Source organism: Devosia elaeis, assembly GCF_001650025.1.
Classification (GTDB): Bacteria; Pseudomonadota; Alphaproteobacteria; order Rhizobiales; family Devosiaceae; genus Devosia; species Devosia elaeis.
Window position 1 is genome coordinate 1 of the sequence record NZ_LVVY01000123.1, and the last position, 17,707, is coordinate 17,707.

The 17,707-nt window shown below is 64.0% G+C and carries 18 protein-coding genes; 8 read left to right on the top strand and 10 right to left on the bottom strand.

Annotation, left to right across the window (positions count from 1 at the left end):
- Positions 1 to 128: 128 nt before the first annotated feature.
- On the bottom strand, positions 129 to 572 hold the full coding sequence (locus A3840_RS16060; RefSeq protein WP_067459145.1) for a hypothetical protein: 444 nt from the start codon (positions 570 to 572) through the stop codon (positions 129 to 131).
- A 182-nt stretch (positions 573 to 754) separates the two neighbouring features.
- Between A3840_RS16060 and motA the strand changes: the two genes are divergently transcribed.
- Both motA and A3840_RS16070 read left to right on the top strand, forming a co-directional pair.
- Positions 755 to 1,618, top strand: a complete 864-nt coding sequence (motA, locus tag A3840_RS16065) for a flagellar motor stator protein MotA (RefSeq protein ID WP_067459148.1) — start codon at positions 755 to 757, stop codon at positions 1,616 to 1,618.
- 24 nt (positions 1,619 to 1,642) lie between these two features.
- Positions 1,643 to 2,563 (top strand): flagellar motor protein MotB, encoded by a 921-nt coding sequence (locus A3840_RS16070; protein ID WP_067459150.1) that lies wholly within the window; start codon positions 1,643 to 1,645, stop codon positions 2,561 to 2,563.
- Positions 2,564 to 2,576: 13 nt separating this feature from the next.
- Here the strand turns inward: A3840_RS16070 and A3840_RS16075 are convergent, their stop codons facing one another.
- The 4 genes from A3840_RS16075 to A3840_RS16090 all read right to left on the bottom strand — a co-directional run bounded on the left by A3840_RS16075 (position 2,577) and on the right by A3840_RS16090 (position 5,838).
- Positions 2,577 to 3,044 (bottom strand): GNAT family N-acetyltransferase, encoded by a 468-nt coding sequence (locus A3840_RS16075; RefSeq protein ID WP_067459153.1) that lies wholly within the window; start codon positions 3,042 to 3,044, stop codon positions 2,577 to 2,579.
- 1 nt (position 3,045) lies between these two features.
- On the bottom strand, positions 3,046 to 4,575 hold the full coding sequence (locus A3840_RS16080; RefSeq protein ID WP_067459156.1) for a hypothetical protein: 1,530 nt from the start codon (positions 4,573 to 4,575) through the stop codon (positions 3,046 to 3,048).
- Entirely contained in the window at positions 4,572 to 5,312 is a 741-nt protein-coding gene (locus A3840_RS16085) for an ABC transporter ATP-binding protein (RefSeq protein WP_067459159.1), read from the bottom strand. The genes A3840_RS16080 and A3840_RS16085 overlap by 4 nt, the downstream gene beginning before the upstream one ends.
- Before the next feature lie 88 nt (positions 5,313 to 5,400).
- Positions 5,401 to 5,838 (bottom strand): organic hydroperoxide resistance protein, encoded by a 438-nt coding sequence (locus tag A3840_RS16090; protein WP_067459162.1) that lies wholly within the window; start codon positions 5,836 to 5,838, stop codon positions 5,401 to 5,403.
- A gap of 105 nt (positions 5,839 to 5,943) precedes the next feature.
- Between A3840_RS16090 and A3840_RS16095 the strand changes: the two genes are divergently transcribed.
- Positions 5,944 to 6,390 carry a MarR family winged helix-turn-helix transcriptional regulator gene (locus A3840_RS16095; RefSeq protein WP_067459165.1) on the top strand — a complete coding sequence of 149 codons (447 nt, stop codon included), beginning with the start codon at positions 5,944 to 5,946 and terminating at the stop codon, positions 6,388 to 6,390.
- A gap of 129 nt (positions 6,391 to 6,519) precedes the next feature.
- On the opposite strand, the gene A3840_RS16100 is transcribed toward A3840_RS16095, so the two are convergent.
- The 3 genes from A3840_RS16100 to A3840_RS16110 form a co-directional block, all read right to left on the bottom strand.
- Positions 6,520 to 7,497: a ribonuclease T2 family protein gene (locus tag A3840_RS16100; RefSeq protein ID WP_067459168.1), complete on the bottom strand. Its 978-nt coding sequence runs from the start codon at positions 7,495 to 7,497 to the stop codon at positions 6,520 to 6,522.
- Between the two features lie 186 nt (positions 7,498 to 7,683).
- Complete coding sequence (locus A3840_RS16105) at positions 7,684 to 9,681, bottom strand: bifunctional 2',3'-cyclic-nucleotide 2'-phosphodiesterase/3'-nucleotidase (protein WP_165603202.1); 1,998 nt, start codon at positions 9,679 to 9,681, stop codon at positions 7,684 to 7,686.
- Positions 9,682 to 9,950: 269 nt separating this feature from the next.
- The gene (locus tag A3840_RS16110) at positions 9,951 to 10,859 is read right to left on the bottom strand and encodes a sugar kinase (protein ID WP_082903965.1); all 909 of its coding nucleotides are present in this window, start codon (positions 10,857 to 10,859) and stop codon (positions 9,951 to 9,953) included.
- A gap of 139 nt (positions 10,860 to 10,998) precedes the next feature.
- On the opposite strand from A3840_RS16110, the gene A3840_RS16115 reads away from it, so the two are divergent.
- From A3840_RS16115 to A3840_RS16130, 4 genes are all read left to right on the top strand, one after another.
- Entirely contained in the window at positions 10,999 to 12,471 is a 1,473-nt protein-coding gene (locus A3840_RS16115; protein ID WP_109442349.1) for a mannitol dehydrogenase family protein, read from the top strand.
- A gap of 250 nt (positions 12,472 to 12,721) precedes the next feature.
- On the top strand, positions 12,722 to 13,648 hold the full coding sequence (ypfJ, locus tag A3840_RS16120) for a KPN_02809 family neutral zinc metallopeptidase (RefSeq protein WP_067459176.1): 927 nt from the start codon (positions 12,722 to 12,724) through the stop codon (positions 13,646 to 13,648).
- A gap of 50 nt (positions 13,649 to 13,698) precedes the next feature.
- Positions 13,699 to 14,211 carry a cupin domain-containing protein gene (locus A3840_RS16125; protein ID WP_067459179.1) on the top strand — a complete coding sequence of 171 codons (513 nt, stop codon included), beginning with the start codon at positions 13,699 to 13,701 and terminating at the stop codon, positions 14,209 to 14,211.
- A 198-nt stretch (positions 14,212 to 14,409) separates the two neighbouring features.
- The gene (locus A3840_RS16130; RefSeq protein WP_067459182.1) at positions 14,410 to 14,589 is read left to right on the top strand and encodes a hypothetical protein; all 180 of its coding nucleotides are present in this window, start codon (positions 14,410 to 14,412) and stop codon (positions 14,587 to 14,589) included.
- An 86-nt stretch (positions 14,590 to 14,675) separates the two neighbouring features.
- On the opposite strand, the gene carA is transcribed toward A3840_RS16130, so the two are convergent.
- Complete coding sequence (gene carA, locus A3840_RS16135) at positions 14,676 to 15,887, bottom strand: glutamine-hydrolyzing carbamoyl-phosphate synthase small subunit (protein ID WP_082903966.1); 1,212 nt, start codon at positions 15,885 to 15,887, stop codon at positions 14,676 to 14,678.
- 191 nt (positions 15,888 to 16,078) lie between these two features.
- On the opposite strand from carA, the gene A3840_RS16140 reads away from it, so the two are divergent.
- Entirely contained in the window at positions 16,079 to 16,531 is a 453-nt protein-coding gene (locus A3840_RS16140; protein ID WP_067459185.1) for a GatB/YqeY domain-containing protein, read from the top strand.
- A gap of 13 nt (positions 16,532 to 16,544) precedes the next feature.
- Here the strand turns inward: A3840_RS16140 and A3840_RS16145 are convergent, their stop codons facing one another.
- Positions 16,545 to 17,690: a GGDEF domain-containing protein gene (locus A3840_RS16145; RefSeq protein ID WP_067459188.1), complete on the bottom strand. Its 1,146-nt coding sequence runs from the start codon at positions 17,688 to 17,690 to the stop codon at positions 16,545 to 16,547.
- Between the last annotated feature and the right edge of the window lie 17 nt (positions 17,691 to 17,707).

Genomic DNA, 17,707 nt, shown 5'->3' on the forward strand with positions numbered 1-17,707 from the left:
CTTCGTCGGCAGCGTCAGATGTGTATAAGAGACAGCCCCGAGGGCGGGCGGTCACGTCAGAAGATGGTCCGAAATAAACGCTTCTCCTCAAGGGAGGAGAGGCGAGGGGGCAGAGGGCAGCACCGCGCCTAGTTATTGATGCTGAGAATGCCCCATTGGGTGTCGAGACAGGCGTCGTCGAGGCACACATTGGTGAGCCACATCGCGCCATTGCCGAGGCCGACGCCTTCGCTGGTGACGATGAGGTCAGCGACATTCTGATTGAGCACGGCGTCAAGAGTTTCGACCGTGACGAGGCTGTCGAACTCGTTCAGCAGATCTTGCTCGCCAAGCACCTCATAGGTTTCCCCATTGGCGTTCACCATCAGCGGATAAAGGGCGTAGTCGGAAATGACGCCGGGATCATCGAACATGATCGCGTCCTGAATGGCTGCGTAGGCTTCGAAAAAGCCATCCGCGTCGCCGTGGATGCTCTCGATATTGTCCCACACGGCCTGCTCGTCCTGAGCAAAGGCAGGCTGGGCGGCGATGGCGAGGCCGAGGGCGGTGGCGACAAGCGCGATACGAGACATTTCATGCTCCTTTGGCAATCGGTTCCTGAGGTGACCCAGCAGAATGGCGAAAGCAAGATTTGCCGACTGCGCAGCATTCCATACACGTGCTGTTAAGTCGGTGAATTGCACAATGCCGCCGCGTCCGTGGGACCCGACTGTCCCGGAAACGCAGAATGCGTTCGAGTACGAGTATTGCGTCCATGCGTCTGATCATTGGTGTCATCACCGTCTTTGCCTGCGTTTTCGGCGGCTATGCGGCCATGGGCGGACATGTGGCCGTGCTTTGGCAGCCCTTTGAATTCGTTATCATCCTGGGTGCGGCCATCGGGGCCTTCATCATCGCCAACGGAGCGCCTGTGCTCAAGGCAGTGCCGGCCATGTTCGGCACGATGTTCAAGGGGCCGAAATATGACAAGGCCGCCTATGTCGAGCTGCTCGGGCTGCAATATTCGATGTACAAGCTGGTGCAGCAGAAGGGCATTCTCGGGATCGAGCCGCATATCGAGGACCCGCAGAATTCGAGCCTATTCAACGCCTTTCCGAGCTTCGCCAAAAACCACCATGCGGTGGAATTCGTCTGCGACTACATGCGCATGGTGACCATGGGCTCCAACAATGTCCATGAGATGGAAGCGCTGATGGACGAGGAACTGGAGACCCACCACCAGGAAAAGGAACGCCTGGTGGCCTCCATGCAGGCCATTGCCGATGGCACGCCCGCGCTCGGCATCGTTGCGGCGGTGCTCGGCGTGATCAAAACCATGGGGGCCATCACCGAGCCGCCCGAAGTGCTGGGGCACCTGATCGGTGGGGCGCTGGTGGGCACCTTTTTCGGCGTCTTCGTAGCCTACGGCTTTTTCGGCCCAATGGCGCAGTCGCTGAAGAATATCTACGAGGCCGAGTCCAAATATTACCTCTCGCTCAAGGTCGGCCTCCTGGCCCATATCGGCGGGCAGCCGCCGGTCATGGCCATTGAATTCGCGCGCAAGGCGCTGATGAGCGAAGTCAGGCCGACCTTCAACGAAGTGGAAGCCGCCACGGCCGCCCTGCCGGCCACGACCTGAACCTTCCGCAAAAGGTGAGCCAGAATGGCGAACTACGACCAGCCGATCATCATCAAGAAGGTCAAGAAGAACAAGCACGTCCACCATGGCGGCGCGTGGAAGATCGCCTATGCCGACTTCGTGACGGCGATGATGGCGTTCTTCCTCCTGATGTGGCTGATCAGCATGACGACGCCGGAACAGAAGGAAGGGCTGGCCGACTATTTCGCACCCACTTCGGCCAGCAATTCCACCTCCGGATCGGGCGGCGTGCTGGGTGGCACGGCGATGGACAATTCGGGCAGCAAGATGTCGGGATCGTCGGCCGACGTGATCAATGACAGCCCGGCCTCGCCGCAAAGCGCCGATCGCGGCACCATCGAAAACAATATCGGGGGCATGGCGCGCGACAATGGCAGCGAGCTCACCGCCAGCAGCGACAGCGAGGTCAATCTGCAATCGCAGCAGGACCAGGCGTTCCACAGCGCGGCCGCCAGCATCAAGCAGGCCTGGCAATCCCTGCCGGAGTTGACCCCGTTCATGGACAATCTGCTGGTCGAGCAGACCGAGGACGGGCTCGATATCCAGATCATCGACCAGCAGGGCCGCCCCATGTTCCCCGAGGGATCGAAATATCCGCTGGAGGCCACTCGGGTAGCCATCGCCGCCATCGGTCCCATCCTGCAGCAGCTCAATGCGCAGGTGACCATCTCCGGACACACAGCGGCCGGTGGGCGGTATGACAATCCGCGCTATGGGCCTTGGGAATTGTCGGCCGACAGGGCGAATGTGGTGCGTTCGGTGCTGGGCGAATTCGGGCTCGGTAATGACCGGGTCAAATCGGTGATGGGACGGGCGACCGACGAGCCCTATTTCCCCAACGATCCCTATATGGCGGCCAATGAGCGGGTGCGGATCACCGTCCTGCAATCGCCGCCGCCGGTGCCGCTGGGGCTGACGCCGTAGGCGGCGAAACGCGCTAAAGAAACAGCTTGAAGCCTTCGTGGGAGGCTTCAAAGCCCAGCTTGCGATAGAAACGGTGGGCGTCGAGGCGCGTTTTGTTGGAGGTGAGCTGGACGAGGCCACAGCCTGCCTCGCGGCAGCGATCCACCGCCCATTGCACCATCTGCGAGCCCAGGCCGTTGCCGCGCTGATCGGCGCGGATATGGACATTTTCGAGCAGGCCCCGCGTCATGCCGAAGCGCGGCAGGCCGGGAATGAAGCTGATCTGGAGCGTGCCGACGATTTCTCCGTTGCGCTCGGCGACGATGAGGCGATGGCTGGGACTGGCGCTGATGGTGTCGAAGGCGGCGCGATAACGCGGGTCCGACAAGGAGGCCGGATCGAGGGGCGGGGTGTCGATGCCACGGGCATCGCCGGCATGGGCGAGCAGGAGGATGGTCGGAATATCGGCGGGCGCAGCGTCGCGGAAAGCAAGGTCGGTCATGTCAAGCATTCTTGGGAGCGATGAGTCGGGCCAAGCCTAGCACGCCCAGCGCAGCAATGGCGGGAAGAACCAAGAGCGGACTGCCTGCGGCCCAGAGCGCCCCCGTGCCGGCCCACATGATCGAGGAAAAGGCTTCGCAGAGGGTCGCGGCGCGGGAGGCATTCTGGCGGCGGCGGAACATGGAGCGTTTCGCCGTAACCCGGAACCAGAGCTGGATGGCGGTGGCGGCGCCGGCGGCCAGCGCGGCGCAAAGCGCGGTGATCAGCGCCATGGGCCAGGCGGTGACGGCCAGCATGAGCAGCAAGGGCGTAAGCACGAGGGCAATGACCACCAGCACGGATTCGACCTTGGCGCGGAGAATGGTGGACTGGCTGAGGGGCGCGGTGCTGACCAGATCATGTGCATCTTCGCCGGAAATGGCGAGCCAGGCGAGTCCGCCGGCGAGCTGGCCGGAAGCCATGACCAGGACGGGCACCACGACGATGAAAGTGCCGTCCCCAGCGCCGTAATTGACCCAGAGCAGGAGGGCCGGTGGCACCAGGTAGAGCAATTGCATCAGCGTTTGCGACAGGAGCCAGGGATCGCGCTGAAGCAGTTTCCATTCCTTGCGGCGCAGCGCCTGGCGCTGCGTGGCCGGGGCAAAGGCGTGGGCCGACGCGTGGCGTCGCCTGCGCACATGATTGAGGCCGGCGGCGGCGCTGGCGAGCCGTCCATAACTGGGCGCGACGAGGGCTATGGTGACGCCCAGGATCGCCAGCGCGCAGCAGAGCAGCAGCAGGGCCGCCGGCATGTCACCCATGGCGGCGCGGGCAGGCAGCCAGAGGAGGCTGTCGGCATCGGGCGCGCTGGCCAGGATATCGGCGGATTGAAAGAAGGCGAGGCGCGAAAAGCCATCATGGGAAAGGATGGCGGCGGCCTGGATGCCTATGACGAAGCCGGCGCCGACAATGCCGGCGACGATCTGGGCGAGCAGGCGCGTCCGCTTCGGCCCGGCCAAATGGAAGAGCAGACGCGTAATGCCCATGGCGATGGCGACCGAAAGAGCGGCCAGGGCAGCGAGCAGCAAATAGGCCGAGAGCCAATGCCAGCCGGCCTGGAAGACGAGGGCGGTGACCAGGGGACTGATGAGCAGGACGCCCAGCGCGAAGGTGGCAACGAAGACCGCGCCGGCGCGAATGGCGAAAATGCGGGCGCCGGGCGTGGGCGAGGACAGGATGAGATCGAGGTCGGAGCGGGCGTAATAGACGCGGGTGACCGCTTCGAGCGCCTGAGACAGGTTGACTGCCCAGAACAAGAGGCCCATGCCCGAGACCACCAGCAGGACCTGCGGATCGATGAGAGCGCCGGCCTCCACCCAAGGGCGGATCGAGAACCAGGCGATGAGCGTGATCAGGGCATAGACGGCGAGGCCGCCGACGATCCAGCCGATGAGGCGGGCTCGCCTGCCACCGGTCATCATCGCCATGGCGTCGCGCCAGGACAGGCGCAATTCGTGGCGGGCCAGCCAGAACAGGGAAGCGGTGGCGCTCATGCCGCCTGGCTGCCCCGGGCGACCAGGTCCAGGAAGATTTCCTCCAGCGTGGTCTCGCGCCCGATACGCGCCCGCAATTCGGCCAGCGTGCCCTCGGCAATGAGGCGACCCTCGGCAATGACGCCGATCCGCTCGGCCATCCGTTCGGCCACTTCGAGAATGTGGGTGGTCATGATGACGGTGACACCAGCCTCGGTCTTATGGCGCAGCACGTCCTTCACCTGGCGGGCGGAGCCGGCATCGAGGCCGGTCAACGGTTCGTCGAGGATGATCAGGCGGGGATCGTGAACCAGGGCGCCGGCCAGGGCGACCTTTTGCAGCATGCCCTTGGAAAAGCCGCCGCAGAGGTCGTTGGCATAGGGGGCGAGGCCGAGCCAGTCGATCAGTTCATGGGCGGTACGCCGGGCCCGGTCCGGCTCCACCTGCCAGAGGCCGGCGACGAAATCGAGATATTCGAGCGGGGTGAGGCGATCATAGACCATGGGCTCGTCCGAAACCCAGGCCATGAGGCGCTTGGCAGCAACCGGATCGGCCAGGGCGTCGATGCCGAAGATGGAAATGGCGCCGCTGTCAGGCTTCAGCAGGCCAGCCACCATGCGCAGGATGGTGGTCTTGCCGGCGCCATTGGGACCGAGCAGGGCATAGAATTCCCCGCCGGCGATCGTGAGGTCCACGCCGCGGACGACCGGGCGGTCGAAGGACTTGGTGAGGCCGGATAGGGCAAGGGCGGCAGGCATGGAGGCTCCACTTCTGGTGTGCCAGCCTAGTCTCGCCGCCCTTTCCGGCGCATGAATGGCAATCGTTAACGAATTGCCGCTGCCGCTATCAGACGACTGTCAGGGTGACGTCGACATTACCGCGCGTGGCGTTGGAATAGGGGCAGATCTGGTGGGCCTTGTGGACAAGGTCCTCCGCCTGGGCACGGTCGAATCCGGGCAGGGTGACCTTGAGCTCAACGGCGATGTTGAAGCCCTTGCCGCCCTCATTGGCGTTGTCCCCGAAGGAGACGGCGGAATCGATGCTGGCTTCATCGGGAATCTTCACCTTTTCGCCGCGCGCCACGGCCTTGAGGGCGCCGAGGAAGCAGGCGGAATAGCCGACGGCAAAGAGCTGCTCGGGATTGGTGCCCGGGCCATCATTGCCGCCCATGGCCTTGGGGGTGTCGAGGGTGACCTCAAGACGGCCATCGTCGGTCTTGCTGGTGCCGGTGCGGCCGCCCGTGGTGTGGGCGTGGGCGGTGTAGACTGCGGACTTGATGCTCATGGCTCATGCTCTCCTGTGTCTGGATGAAAGATAAATAGTGCATAATTAAATTGTACGCAATCAAATTTTATGTGCTAGGAATTGCGCCTGATCCGAGGACCCGACATGGCCGATGAAAAAATGCCGACGATCGACCAGATGCTGTGCTTTGCCGTCTATTCGGCGGGACATGCCTTCACGCGGTTCTACAAGCCGCGGCTCGATGCGCTGGACCTGACCTATCCGCAATATCTGGCCTTCCTCGTCTTGTGGGAGCGCGACGACATTACGGTAAAGCATCTGGGGGAGCGTTTGTTCCTCGATTCGGGCACGATCACGCCGCTGATCAAGCGGCTGGAAGCGCGGGGGCTGGTGCGCCGCCGCCGCGACGAGGACGATGAGCGACAGGTGCGGATCACCCTAACCGAGGCGGGCCGGGCGCTCAGGGCCAAGGCCTTCGCCATCCCACTGGCTGTCATCGAGGGAACGGGCCTGACGCTTGAGGGTGGAGATGCCTTGAGGGCGGAACTGATCGCGTTGCGCGACCGGCTGGACGCGGCGCTGGAGGTTTAAAGCGATTCAGGGTTTGCAATGCGCTCTGCCGAAGACCTCATGGTGAGCCTGTCGAACCACGAGCTGGGGTGCGCCTAAGCTTGTGTGTACGACCTCGGGCACGGGATGAGGTCTACTGGTACGCTAACCTCAACGTAGTCCCACCGCATCCACCTGGCCGGATCGGCAGCGACTTTGTTGCGGTTCGGCGGCCAGGATGAGGCGCGAGAAATCGTCCGGGCCGGAAATCTCGCCGGTCAGAGCGATGCGCAATTCGGTGATCAATGTGCGGTTGCCGTCTTCGGCGCAGTCCATGGCCACGCGGTCGCCGGCGCCGCGCCCGAAGGAGCGGTCGAACGCGGCGCGGATATCGGTCAGCGTCAGGCGGCGGCCGACATTGCCGGCGAAAAGTTCGGCGACTTCGGAGGCGTTGAGCGCCAGCATGAGATCGAGCGAATCCGCGAAATATTCGCGCTGGTCGCCATCGTAACAGGAGCCGTGCTTGACCCATTCGTGCCGGTCGAGGCCGGAGAGGCTGCCGGGCATGACGATGTCGAGATCGCGGCGCTGGGCGATGGTCAGATCCAGCGGCGGCAGGTCGCGCCAACGGCCATCCTGGCTGGCCCAGCGGTCGCGCTCGGAGACGTCGCAATATTCATTGTCGTGTGGCTGGGGCCACAGCCCGTGCAGGGTGAAGTTGGTGGCCTCGAAGCTGTTGGGGCGCTGGTCGCGGCATTCGCGGGTGCGGGAATTGAGCTCGCAGAAAGCGGGCTGCCAATTGACGGCGAGGATATATTGGGTGCCACGATAGGTGGGCGCGACGGGCGTGGTCTCGGCCTGTTCAGGGGAGATGGCGGGACTGGTGCCGCATTCGACTGCGACCCAGCGCTGGACCGGGCTGGCGCCGGGCACGGCAATGCGCAAATGGGTGGGCGGATTTTTGTTGGCGGCGAGCAGGTCGTAGGACTGGCCGGCCTGCGTGGCGATGTTGCCGGGATTGGTCTGGCGGTTGATGGATTGATAGGCGGGGCAGGTACTGGTTGCGGTGAAACTGCCGGAGAGCGGAACTTCGGCCAGGGCAGGGGCTGCCAGGAGGGCTAAGGCGAGAGTGGTGATTTTTCGCAGCATCGGGCCGGGCTCCGTCGGAATATCCAGATTGCCGTAGCCTTCTCTTGGCCTTGTCTGCAAGGGCGAGGCCTATTTCGGCGTGCCGGCTCGCACGGCTCTTCCTCCCTCCCCAAGAGGGGAGGGAGGCGATGAAGCCACCCGCTAGGCGCCCAGGCCGGTGTTGTCTGGCCGCGCTGCGCCCGTCTCCTAAAGCGCGATGCGGTAGATGCCGAAGCCTTCCGCATTGGTTTCGCCGGTGGGCTCGATCTCGACCGCGGTGACGTCGGCGACGTGCTCGGCGGCTTTCGGGCCGGTGGCGAAGAGCACGCTGGTGTCGCCAATCGGGGCGAGCGACCAATTGCTGTCGGCCTTGGGGTCGATGGTGCCGTTTTCGATGATGAAGCGGACGATGATGTCGCGATTGGTATCGGGGCCGATGAAGATGATCTTGTCCGGCCCGATGCCCGGGAACGAGCCGCCACCGCCGGCGCGGTAATTATTGGTGGCGACGACGAATTGCTGGGCCGGATCGATCGGGGCACCGTCATATTGAAGATCGACAATGCGGCTGGCATCGGGATTTTCCAGCGCGCCGCCGTCTGCGGCATATTTCGAGGGCTGGGTGAGGTCGATCCGGTAGGTCACGCCATCGATGACGTCGAAATTATAGGAGGGGAAGGCAGGATTGATGAGTTCGGCATCCTTGGCGCCGGTCTCGACCTGGTTGAAGATGCCCGCCGAGCGTTCCAGCCATTCCTTGACGTCGGCTCCGGTGATCAGCAGGGCCTGGATGGTGTTGGGGTAAAGATAAAGATCGGCCACGTTCTTGATGGCGACCGGGCCCACGGGCACATCGGTGTAATATTCCGGGCCACCCCGGCCACCGGCCTTGAAGGGAGCGGCGGCCGAGAGGATCGGCAGGCCCTCCCATTCGGTGCCCTTCATCATCTGCTCGATATACCAGGACTGCGCCTGGGAGACGATCTGTACCGAGGGATCGTCGGCGACGAGGGCGAAATAGGAATGGAGCGGGGCGGCGGTTTCGCCCACCGGGCGGCGGATATAGTCCAGCGTCTCCTGGTGCTCAGCCTCGACGGCGGCCTCAACCTCGGGCACGGATTCGACCGTGGGCACATTCTTGTTGTCGACCCGCTCGACGATGGGGCGGGCTTCGGAAGTATGGGAGACCACCGACCATTTGCCCTCGGCATCGATTTCCAGCAGCAGATCGACCAGGCCCATATGAGAGCCCCAGAAGCCGGGCATGACGGCCGGCTTGCCGTGCAGCGTGCCGGCCTCGATGTCGGCGCCTTCCACATCGGCATAGTCGGGGCCGGGGAAGACCAGATGGTGATGGCCGGTCAGCACCACATCTATGCCCTCAACAGCGGCGAGTTGGAGGGAGGCGTTTTCCATGCCGGGGACGTGGTCACCCGCCTCGATGCCCGAATGGGACAGGGCAACGACAATATCGGCGCCTTCCTCGCGCATTTTCGGCACCCAGGCCTGGGCGGCTTCGACGATGTCGCGCACCACGACCTTGCCGGTCAGGTGCGTTGCATCCCAGGTGAGGATCTGCGGCGGCAGGAAACCGATGACGCCGATGCGGATCGTGTGCGTGGCGCCTGAGCCGTCCGTCAGCTCTTTTTCGAAGATGCGATAGGGTTCGGTATAGGTTTCGTCGCTGGTCGGGTCCTCGCCCAGTTCCGTGCCGCGCACGAGATTGGCGGAAACGAAGGGGAACTCGGCGCCTTCCAGGGCGCGATCGAGGAAATCCAGGCCGTAATTGAATTCGTGATTGCCCAGGGTGGCGGCGTCGTAGCCGAGCGTGTTGAGCGCGGCGATGGCGGGGTGAATGTCGCCCTGGTTGAGTCCCTTCTCATAGGCCATGTAATCGCCCATAGGATTGCCCTGGATCAGGTCGCCATTGTCGAACAGCACGGCATTGCCTGCCTCGGCGCGGATCTCTTCGATGATAGCGGCGGTGCGTGCCAGGCCCATCGTGTCATTGGGCGCATCGGCATAATAATCGTAGGGCAGGATGGCGACGTGGATGTCGGTGGTCTCGATGATGCGCAGATGCGCCTGGTTGGCCTGGGCCAGCACCGCGAAGGGATGCATGGCGACCATGGCGCCGACACTGGCGGAACCGGCCAGGAAGCTGCGCCGGGAAATGGATGGGAAGAAGTTCATGATCGTCTCCATGTGAAGTGCCATTTCGCCGGGGGCGTGCTCCCGGACTGCCGGCTTGCGACCGGTTCTTGGCGCTTTCCCGGGTCCGCCGGGAAGCAGAAAGCTCATGCCGCGTTCAGGTGACGGGCGCATGACGACTGGAGGAGACGCTATGAAGTTTTTACCGTCTGGTCAATTTATGACGCTTATGAAGACGGGATGAGATAGCGGGATGAGGTGCGGTGCACTGGAGCACCCCCTCTCAGCTTTGATAGGCCAGCGTCCCAAGGGATGACAGCCGGCTAGCGAACCAATTCGGGATCGACCAGGGCGCCTTTATGGGCGATGACAATGCCGGCAGTGCGGTGGGCGGCTTCGGCGGCTTCGCGCAGGGATTTGCCACCGAGGCGGGCGGAGAGATAGGCGCCGTTGAAGCTGTCGCCGGCGCCGGTGGCGTCGACCACCTTGGCGCCGGAGGGCGGGGCGATGCGGACGCGCTCGCTGGCGGTGGCGATCAGTGCCTCCTTGCCGCCGTCCTTGACCACGACTTCCTCGACGCCGAGCTCGAGATAGCGGTCGGCGGTGTCGTCTATGGTCTTGTCGCCGAAAAGAGGGGCTTCGTCGCTATGGGTGGGCAGGACGATGTCGCAGAGGCTGGCGGCGGCGGTGAGCACGCCGGCCATGACGCGGGGGCTGGACCAAAGGGCAGGGCGGAGATTGGTGTCGAAGGCGATTTTCGCGCCGTTATCGCGGGCTTTGACGATGGCGCCGAGCAGGCGGCCACGGGCGCGGGGGGCGAGGATGGCAAGAGTAATGCCCGAGAAATAAACGAGTTCCGCCTGTTCGACGGCCTTGGCGAGGGCCTGCTTGTCATCGGCCAAAAGCTTGGCGGCAGAATTGTCGCGCCAATAGGTGAAGTGGCGATCCCCCTTTTCCTGGTGGATCATGTAGAGGCCAGGACGTCGATCATGAACGGTCTGGATATGGCCGGTGCCGATCCCGTTGGTATCCAGGAAAGCCCGGATGTCGCCTGAGTAGCGATCCTCGCCCAAAGCGGTGACGTAGTCGACCGACCAATCCTTGCCGAGCAGGGCGCGCAGATACCAGGCGGTGTTGAGCGTATCGCCGGCATAGCCGAGACGATAGGTGCGATCCTCCCCCCCGCTCATCTCGATCATGCATTCCCCGATTGAGACGATGCGCCTGGCCACGAACTCTTCTCCTCCGAAATGGTTATGCGGGTTATGCCGGTGCGGGCTTGCAGCGGCAAGGGCTTGCCAATAAACAGGCTCCTAACTTGCGCCGAACTTCCATACAAGATGGGTCAGGCGTTTTGCCTCGGAGATCATCGTGACCAATTCGCGCCTCAGCCAGAGCACTCTCGCCAATATCGCCAAGGGCATTGCCGTCCCGGCCTATGACCGGACGAAAGTCACGCCCGGAATCGTGCATCTGGGGATCGGGGCGTTTCATCGGGCGCATATGGCTGTCTATGTCGACGACCTGTTGGGAGCCGATCCGAGCTGGGGCATTGTCGGGGCGAGCCTGCGCCGGCCCGATACCAAAGAGGCGCTGGAGCCGCAGGACGGCCTCTATACGATCGCGGTGCGCGATGCCGAGGGCACTCATCCGCGCGTGATCGGCTCGATCCTCAAGGTGATGGACGCCAATAGCGAACGCGAGGCGCTGCTGGCGCTGATGGCCGATCCCTCCATTCGCATCGTGTCGCTGACCGTCACCGAGAAGGGGTATTGCCACGATCCGGCGACGGGCGAGCTGGACGAGAAGCATGCCGATATCGTGCATGACTTGGCTCATCCCATGGCGCCGAAATCGGCGCCGGGCATGCTGGTGGAAGCGCTGGCGCGCCGCAGGGCGGCCGGCATCGCGCCGTTCACGGTTATGAGTTGCGACAACCTGCCCAATAATGGACATACGGCCAAGAGGATCGTCAGCCGGCTGGCGGCTTTGCGCGACGCGGGCCTGGGCGAATGGGTGGAGGCCGTCGCCTTCCCCTCGACCATGGTGGACCGCATCGTACCCTCGACCACCGATGCGGACCGGGCGGAGATCGCCGGGCTGATCGGGGCGGAAGATGCCTGGCCGATCATGACCGAGCCCTTCACCCAATGGGTGATCGAGGATCATTTCCCCGGCGGCAGGCCGGCTTTCGAACAGGCCGGGGCGCAATTGGTGGTTGATGTCGAGCCGTTCGAGCACATGAAGCTGCGCATGCTCAACGGTGCGCATTCCACCATGGCCTATTCGGGTTATCTGGGGGGATATGAATATATCGCCGAGGTGATGGGCGATCCGGCCTATGTGAAGCTGGTCCATGGGCTGATGACCGAGGAGGTGATGCCGACGCTGGACATGCCGGGGGTCGACCTGGGCGCCTATCGCGATCAATTGCTGGAGCGGTTCCGCAACCCGGCGCTCAAGCACCGGACCTGGCAGATCGCAATGGATGGCAGCCAGAAATTGCCGCAGCGCCTGCTGGGCACGATCCGCGACCGGCTCAAGGCAGGGCAGGGCATCGAGCGGTTGGCGCTCGGCGTGGCGGCCTGGATGCGCTATGTGACCGGCGTCGCGGAGGACGGCAGCGAAATCGACGTGCGCGACCCACATGCGCTTAAGATGCATGCCATCGCCGCCGATGCGGGGGATGATTCGGAGGCCCTGTTCGAGGGGCTGGTGGCCTTGGTGGAGGTGTTTGGCACCGACCTCGCCGGCAATGAAACGTTCTGCGAGGCGGTTCTGGGGCATCTCGAAAGCCTGTTCGACGTCGGCGCGCGGGCAATAGTGGCGAAGGTGGCGGGGTAGGATACGCCTCAGTCGCGGGTCGTCACCCTCGGGCCTGACCCGAGGGACGTGGTGAAGTTCTCGACAAATAAAGAGCCCTCGGGACAAGCCCGAGGGTGACGATCTGTGGCTTGCCGCAGCTTGGCGCCTGATGATCTGGAACCCCTCACCCGTCCCGCCAGGAGAGAGGGCAGGAGCGGCGCGTTTGGAACCCGTTCCCTCGCGCCGCACTTACTGCTAGCGTCCGCAGGATTAACGAAAGGCGTCGGCGATGAAGTGGCAGGGCAGGCAGCGCAGCTCCAATGTCGAGGATCGGCGAGGACAGCGCACGGGAGGCGGTCTCGGTGGCCTTGGCGGGTTGGGCGGCGGGCGCGGCGGCATTCGCATTCCCACCGGCGGGGGCGGCTCGCGAGGCGGCATATCCGGCCTTATAGGCATCATGGTGGTGCTGGGCATCATCTGGCTGGCCACCGGACAGAACCCGCTGGACCTGCTGACCGGCGGTTCGTCCATGGGGCCGAGTTCGAGCGCGACTTCGAGGCAGCTTCCGGCGCAGGGTCAGGATGAGCTGGCCGATTTCGTCGCGGTGGTGGTCAAGGAAACCGAGGATTTGTGGAGCGAGCAATTCGCCGCCGTCGGGGAGGATTATCCCGAGCCGAACGTGGTGCTGTTCACCGATCGGGTGAATACGGCCTGCGGGCTGGCCGACAGCTCGGTGGGGCCGTTCTATTGTCCGGGCGACAGCAAGGTCTATATCGATCTCAGCTTCTACGACCAATTGCACCGCCAGTTCGGCGCCCCGGGCGACTTTGCCCAGGCCTATGTGTTGGCGCATGAGGTGGGGCACCATATCCAGAACCTCACGGGCGTATTGCCCGAATTCAACCAGCGCCGCCAAGCCATGAGCCAGGAAGAGGCCAACGCCTATTCGGTGCGGGTGGAATTGCAGGCCGATTGCTATGCCGGCGTCTGGGCCAATTATGCGGGCCAGCAGAACCTGCTCGAGCAGGGCGATATCGAGGAAGCGCTGAACGCGGCCAACCAGATCGGTGACGATACGCTGCAAAAGCGGATGCAGGGCTTTGCCGTACCCAAGACGTTCAACCATGGTACCTCGGCGCAGCGCAAGGACTGGTTCGAGCGCGGCTACCAGTCCGGCAATCCGGGCGATTGCGACACCTTCGCCGGCGCGGTCTGAAACGAACCGGATGGAAGCTGGGGCGTTCCTCCCGAGGCAAGGAGGCGCTCATGCAAGCCAATCTGGCGGCTGTTTCATTCGCGTATTTCGCCGATGACGGCCAATTTCCGAACAGCAACCTGCCGGTGGTGATCTATCGGCAGGCCCTGGCGGCGGAGGCGGTTTCGGCCGAAGCACTGGAAAGGCTGTTCGAGGAAAATGGCTGGCCGGGCCAGTGGCGGGCAGGAATCTATGATTACGATCATTACCATTCCACCGCGCACGAATGCCTGGGCGTCGCGCGGGGTTCGGTGCGGCTGCGGCTGGGCGGACCGGAAGGGCGGGATGTTTCGGTGGCGGCCGGCGACGTGCTGGTGCTGCCGGCGGGAACGGCGCATCGCTGCATCGGCGCCGAGGGCGATTTACTGGTGGTGGGCGCCTATCCGCCGGGCCAGGACTGGGACGTGCTCAGGGGTGAAGCGGGCGAACGACCGGACGCCGACAGGCGCATCGCCGCCGTGCCGTTGCCCCAGACGGACCCGGTCGGCGGGCAAGGCGGGCCGCTGCTCGAAAAATGGCGCTAGGGGAATTCCTCTTGCCGTGAACTGCCCTCGTCGGGAGACCGTATGGTGAGCCTGTCGAGCCACGAGGTCGAGCGCCGGGGCTTGGATGCCACGCGTGCTGCTTGTTTAGCTCAGAAGTGAAACGCTATGGCGCGCCCCGCCTTGTGATGGACCTCTGAAGCGGGCCGGCGCGTTCTGCCTCGAGCAGAGGAGAGCGACATGGACAAGAGCAAGCAGAAAGGCGCGGCCCAGTCGGATAAAGTGGAAGGCCCCGACGAGGATCCGAGCCCCGCACGCGTGAAAGACCGGCAGCGCGAGCATAAGCCACGCGCCGAAGACGACATGCCCGGCGCCGACGGACCGCTATCGGCGGGGGCGGATGAGGACACCTACGATTAGAGCAGAACCCCTCACCCCCGCACTGGCCTCGGGTCAAGCCGAAGGCAGCGGAACAGGCTCTTGGGAGCTTACGCGCGACGCCGATATTAGGCGGCGGCGCCGGGGGCAGTGTATTCGGGCTTTTCGGGCAGGCCCTTCTGCTTGCGCACGTGGTTGAGGAAGCGCGTGAACAGGTAGTGGCTGTCGCGGGGGCCGGGGCTGGCTTCGGGGTGATATTGCACCGAGAAGATCGGCTTGCCATCGACGGCGAGGCCGGCATTGGAGCCGTCGAAAAGCGAGATATGGGTTTGGGTGACGCCAGCGGGCAGGCTCTCGGCATCGACGGCGAAGCCGTGATTCATCGAGGTGATCTCGACCTTGCCGGTGGTGAGGTCCTTGACCGGATGATTGGCGCCGTGATGGCCCTGATGCATCTTGGAGGTAGTACCGCCGAGCGCCCGGCCGAGCAATTGGTGGCCGAGGCAGATGCCGAAGATGGGCTTTCCGGTTTCCATCAATTTCTGGATGGTGGGCACGGCATATTTGCCGGTGGCGGCCGGATCGCCGGGGCCATTAGAGAGGAAGATGGCGTCCGGATTATGCGCCAGCACGTCGGCGGCGCTGGCCGTGGCGGGAACCACGGTCACTTTGGCGCCCTGATCGGCCAGGCAGCGCAGGATATTGCGCTTGGCGCCGTAATCGATGGCGACGACGTGAAAATCGGGATTGTCGAGCGTGCCGTAGCCCTTGTCCCATTGCCAGCCGGTCTGATCCCAGTGATAGGTCTGGGCGGTGGTGACTTCCTTGGCGAGGTCGAGCCCTTCGAGGCCGGGAAAGGCGTTCAGTTCGGCCTGAATCGAGCCCTCGTCGAAGACGCCGGTGGGCTCATGGGCAATGACGCCATTAGGCATGCCGTTCTCGCGGATGCGCGCGGTGAGGGCGCGGGTGTCGATGCCGGCAATACCGATGATATTGCGCTTCTTGAGCCAGGCATCGAGCTTTTCGGCGGCGCGATAATTTGAGGGATTGGTGATGTCGGCTTTGAGCACGACGCCGCGCACGCCCGAAAGGGCGGCCATATTCACCGTTTCGATATCTTCGTCATTGGTGCCGACGTTGCCGATATGGGGGAAGGTGAAGGTGACGATCTGCCCGGCATAGGACGGATCGGTCAGCACTTCCTGGTAGCCGGTCATGGCGGTGTTGAAGCAGACCTCGCCGGCGGCGTGGCCTATGGCGCCGAGTCCGAAACCTTCCAGGCGCGTGCCGTCGGCCAGAATCAGTACTGCGGTCGCGGGTTTCTGCTGCCAGCCGGTCACGATGGGTCTCCAAGCACGGGTTTGTTCAGGTCGCGCGCCAAGAGCGGTGGCGGGAAGCCTCCCCACAAGACACGGCGAAGATGTCGGTTGAGGCCTCCTCTTAGAAGGCCGGGACGGTCAGCGCAAGTGGCGCAGGCCGCGTTTCTTGCCTATATGGGGGCGACAAAATGCATAGCAAGGAGCGAGCTCACATGCGTGAAGACATCAGCGAAGGGCTCAAGCAGGCGCTGAAAGCCCGAGACCAGCGGCGCACCGCGACCCTGCGGTCGATCAATGCCGCTATCAAGGATCGCGATATCGCCAATCGCGGCGACGGCAAGGGGCCGGCCACCAATGACGAGATTCTGGCCATGATCCAAAAGATGGTGAAGCAGCGCGAGGAAAGCTTCGCCATCTATGCCCAGGCGGGTCGCGCCGACCTGGCCACGGTGGAAAAGGAAGAAATCGACATCCTCAACGAATTCCTTCCCAAAGGGCTGAGCGAGGATGAGGTGAGCGCCGCGATCACGGCGGCCATCGCCGCGACCGGCGCCGAAGGGCCCAAGGACATGGGCAAGGTGATCGCGCAGCTCAAGGCCGATTATCCGGGCCGGATCGATTTCGGCAAGGTCAGCGGCCAGGTGCGGGCGGCGTTGAGCGCCTGAGTCGGGCGTCCGCCTACGCCACGAGCCGGAGCGCGGCCAGGTGGACCTGGTTGCGACCGGCGCTCTTGGCCATGTAGAGCGCATCGTCGCCGCGGCGGAGCACCGAGAAGAACGTTTCCTCCAGTCCGCCAATGGCGAGGCCGGCGCTGACAGTGGCGATCTCGTCATTGTCGCCGATGGCGATTGCGAGCGCGGCGAAGGCCAGGCGGACGCGCTCGGCGGCCAGGCGCGCCGCATCCACGTCGAGACCGGGCAGGATGACGCAGAATTCCTCGCCGCCCAGGCGGGCGATGATATCGGTGTCGCGTAATTGGGCGCGCAGGACCTCGGCAAATTTCTGCAGCACCAGATCGCCCTGGGCATGGCCGAGCCGGTCATTGATCTGCTTGAAATGGTCGAGATCGAACATCACCACGGCCAGGCCGGTGACCTTGTCGGTTTCGCGGAAGCGGCTGAACAGGGCGCGGCGATTGAGCACGCCGGTCAGGGAATCGGTGTTGGCCTCGTCGCGGTGGCGGCGGGCGGCGCGGGCATGGTGCAGCGTCAGCGTGATGGCGCCGATGCCGGTGAGCCCGACCAGCGACAGGATGGAATTGGCATCCTCGGCCCAATTGCTGGGCGGTCCATCCAGCACCCAGCGCTGCTCGACGAGCAGGACGGCAGCGCAGGCGAAGAAGGACAGCGCGACCAGGGTGTAGAGGGTGGCATTGGCGATCATGGGCAGGCCCATGTCGCCGCGACCACGCCAATATTCCCGTCCGCACAGGAACATGATGATCCCGCCTCCCAGATTGAGCATGATCGTGCCGACGCCCGAATAGCCGGCCAGGGTGGGCATGGCCATGAGCGCAATGGTGGAAATGCCGACCACGAGCGGCGGATAGAAGCTGGCCCCGGTGTCGCGGAATAGGCGAGAGCCCGAATAGATCAGGGTAAAGCCGGCCAGCAGCGCCGAAAAAGGCACGAGCTTGACCACGAGATCGTAGCGGCCATCGCGCAGACCCATGACGAGCAGCCCGAGGACCACCAGACCGATGCCGGCCGCGCCATGCACGAGATAGGATTGCTGACGCGCATTCAGCCAGCCGATCAGCAGCGCGACCATGAGGGACGCGCTGGAGAAAGCGATACCGATCAGCAGAGAAGCGTTGTCCAGCATGGTCCCTGTGCCTGCCG

What these genes read in the sequence shown, in the direction of transcription:
- A3840_RS16060 (WP_067459145.1), bottom strand. Translation starts at nt 572, where the DNA reads ATGTCTCGTATCGCGCTTGTCGCCACCGCCCTCGGCCTCGCCATCGCC.
- motA (WP_067459148.1), top strand. Translation starts at nt 755, where the DNA reads ATGCGTCTGATCATTGGTGTCATCACCGTCTTTGCCTGCGTTTTCGGC.
- A3840_RS16070 (WP_067459150.1), top strand. Translation starts at nt 1,643, where the DNA reads ATGGCGAACTACGACCAGCCGATCATCATCAAGAAGGTCAAGAAGAAC.
- A3840_RS16075 (WP_067459153.1), bottom strand. Translation starts at nt 3,044, where the DNA reads ATGACCGACCTTGCTTTCCGCGACGCTGCGCCCGCCGATATTCCGACC.
- A3840_RS16080 (WP_067459156.1), bottom strand. Translation starts at nt 4,575, where the DNA reads ATGAGCGCCACCGCTTCCCTGTTCTGGCTGGCCCGCCACGAATTGCGC.
- A3840_RS16085 (WP_067459159.1), bottom strand. Translation starts at nt 5,312, where the DNA reads ATGCCTGCCGCCCTTGCCCTATCCGGCCTCACCAAGTCCTTCGACCGC.
- A3840_RS16090 (WP_067459162.1), bottom strand. Translation starts at nt 5,838, where the DNA reads ATGAGCATCAAGTCCGCAGTCTACACCGCCCACGCCCACACCACGGGC.
- A3840_RS16095 (WP_067459165.1), top strand. Translation starts at nt 5,944, where the DNA reads ATGGCCGATGAAAAAATGCCGACGATCGACCAGATGCTGTGCTTTGCC.
- A3840_RS16100 (WP_067459168.1), bottom strand. Translation starts at nt 7,497, where the DNA reads ATGCTGCGAAAAATCACCACTCTCGCCTTAGCCCTCCTGGCAGCCCCT.
- A3840_RS16105 (WP_165603202.1), bottom strand. Translation starts at nt 9,681, where the DNA reads ATGGAGACGATCATGAACTTCTTCCCATCCATTTCCCGGCGCAGCTTC.
- ypfJ (WP_067459176.1), top strand. Translation starts at nt 12,722, where the DNA reads ATGAAGTGGCAGGGCAGGCAGCGCAGCTCCAATGTCGAGGATCGGCGA.
- A3840_RS16125 (WP_067459179.1), top strand. Translation starts at nt 13,699, where the DNA reads ATGCAAGCCAATCTGGCGGCTGTTTCATTCGCGTATTTCGCCGATGAC.
- A3840_RS16130 (WP_067459182.1), top strand. Translation starts at nt 14,410, where the DNA reads ATGGACAAGAGCAAGCAGAAAGGCGCGGCCCAGTCGGATAAAGTGGAA.
- A3840_RS16140 (WP_067459185.1), top strand. Translation starts at nt 16,079, where the DNA reads ATGCGTGAAGACATCAGCGAAGGGCTCAAGCAGGCGCTGAAAGCCCGA.
- A3840_RS16145 (WP_067459188.1), bottom strand. Translation starts at nt 17,690, where the DNA reads ATGCTGGACAACGCTTCTCTGCTGATCGGTATCGCTTTCTCCAGCGCG.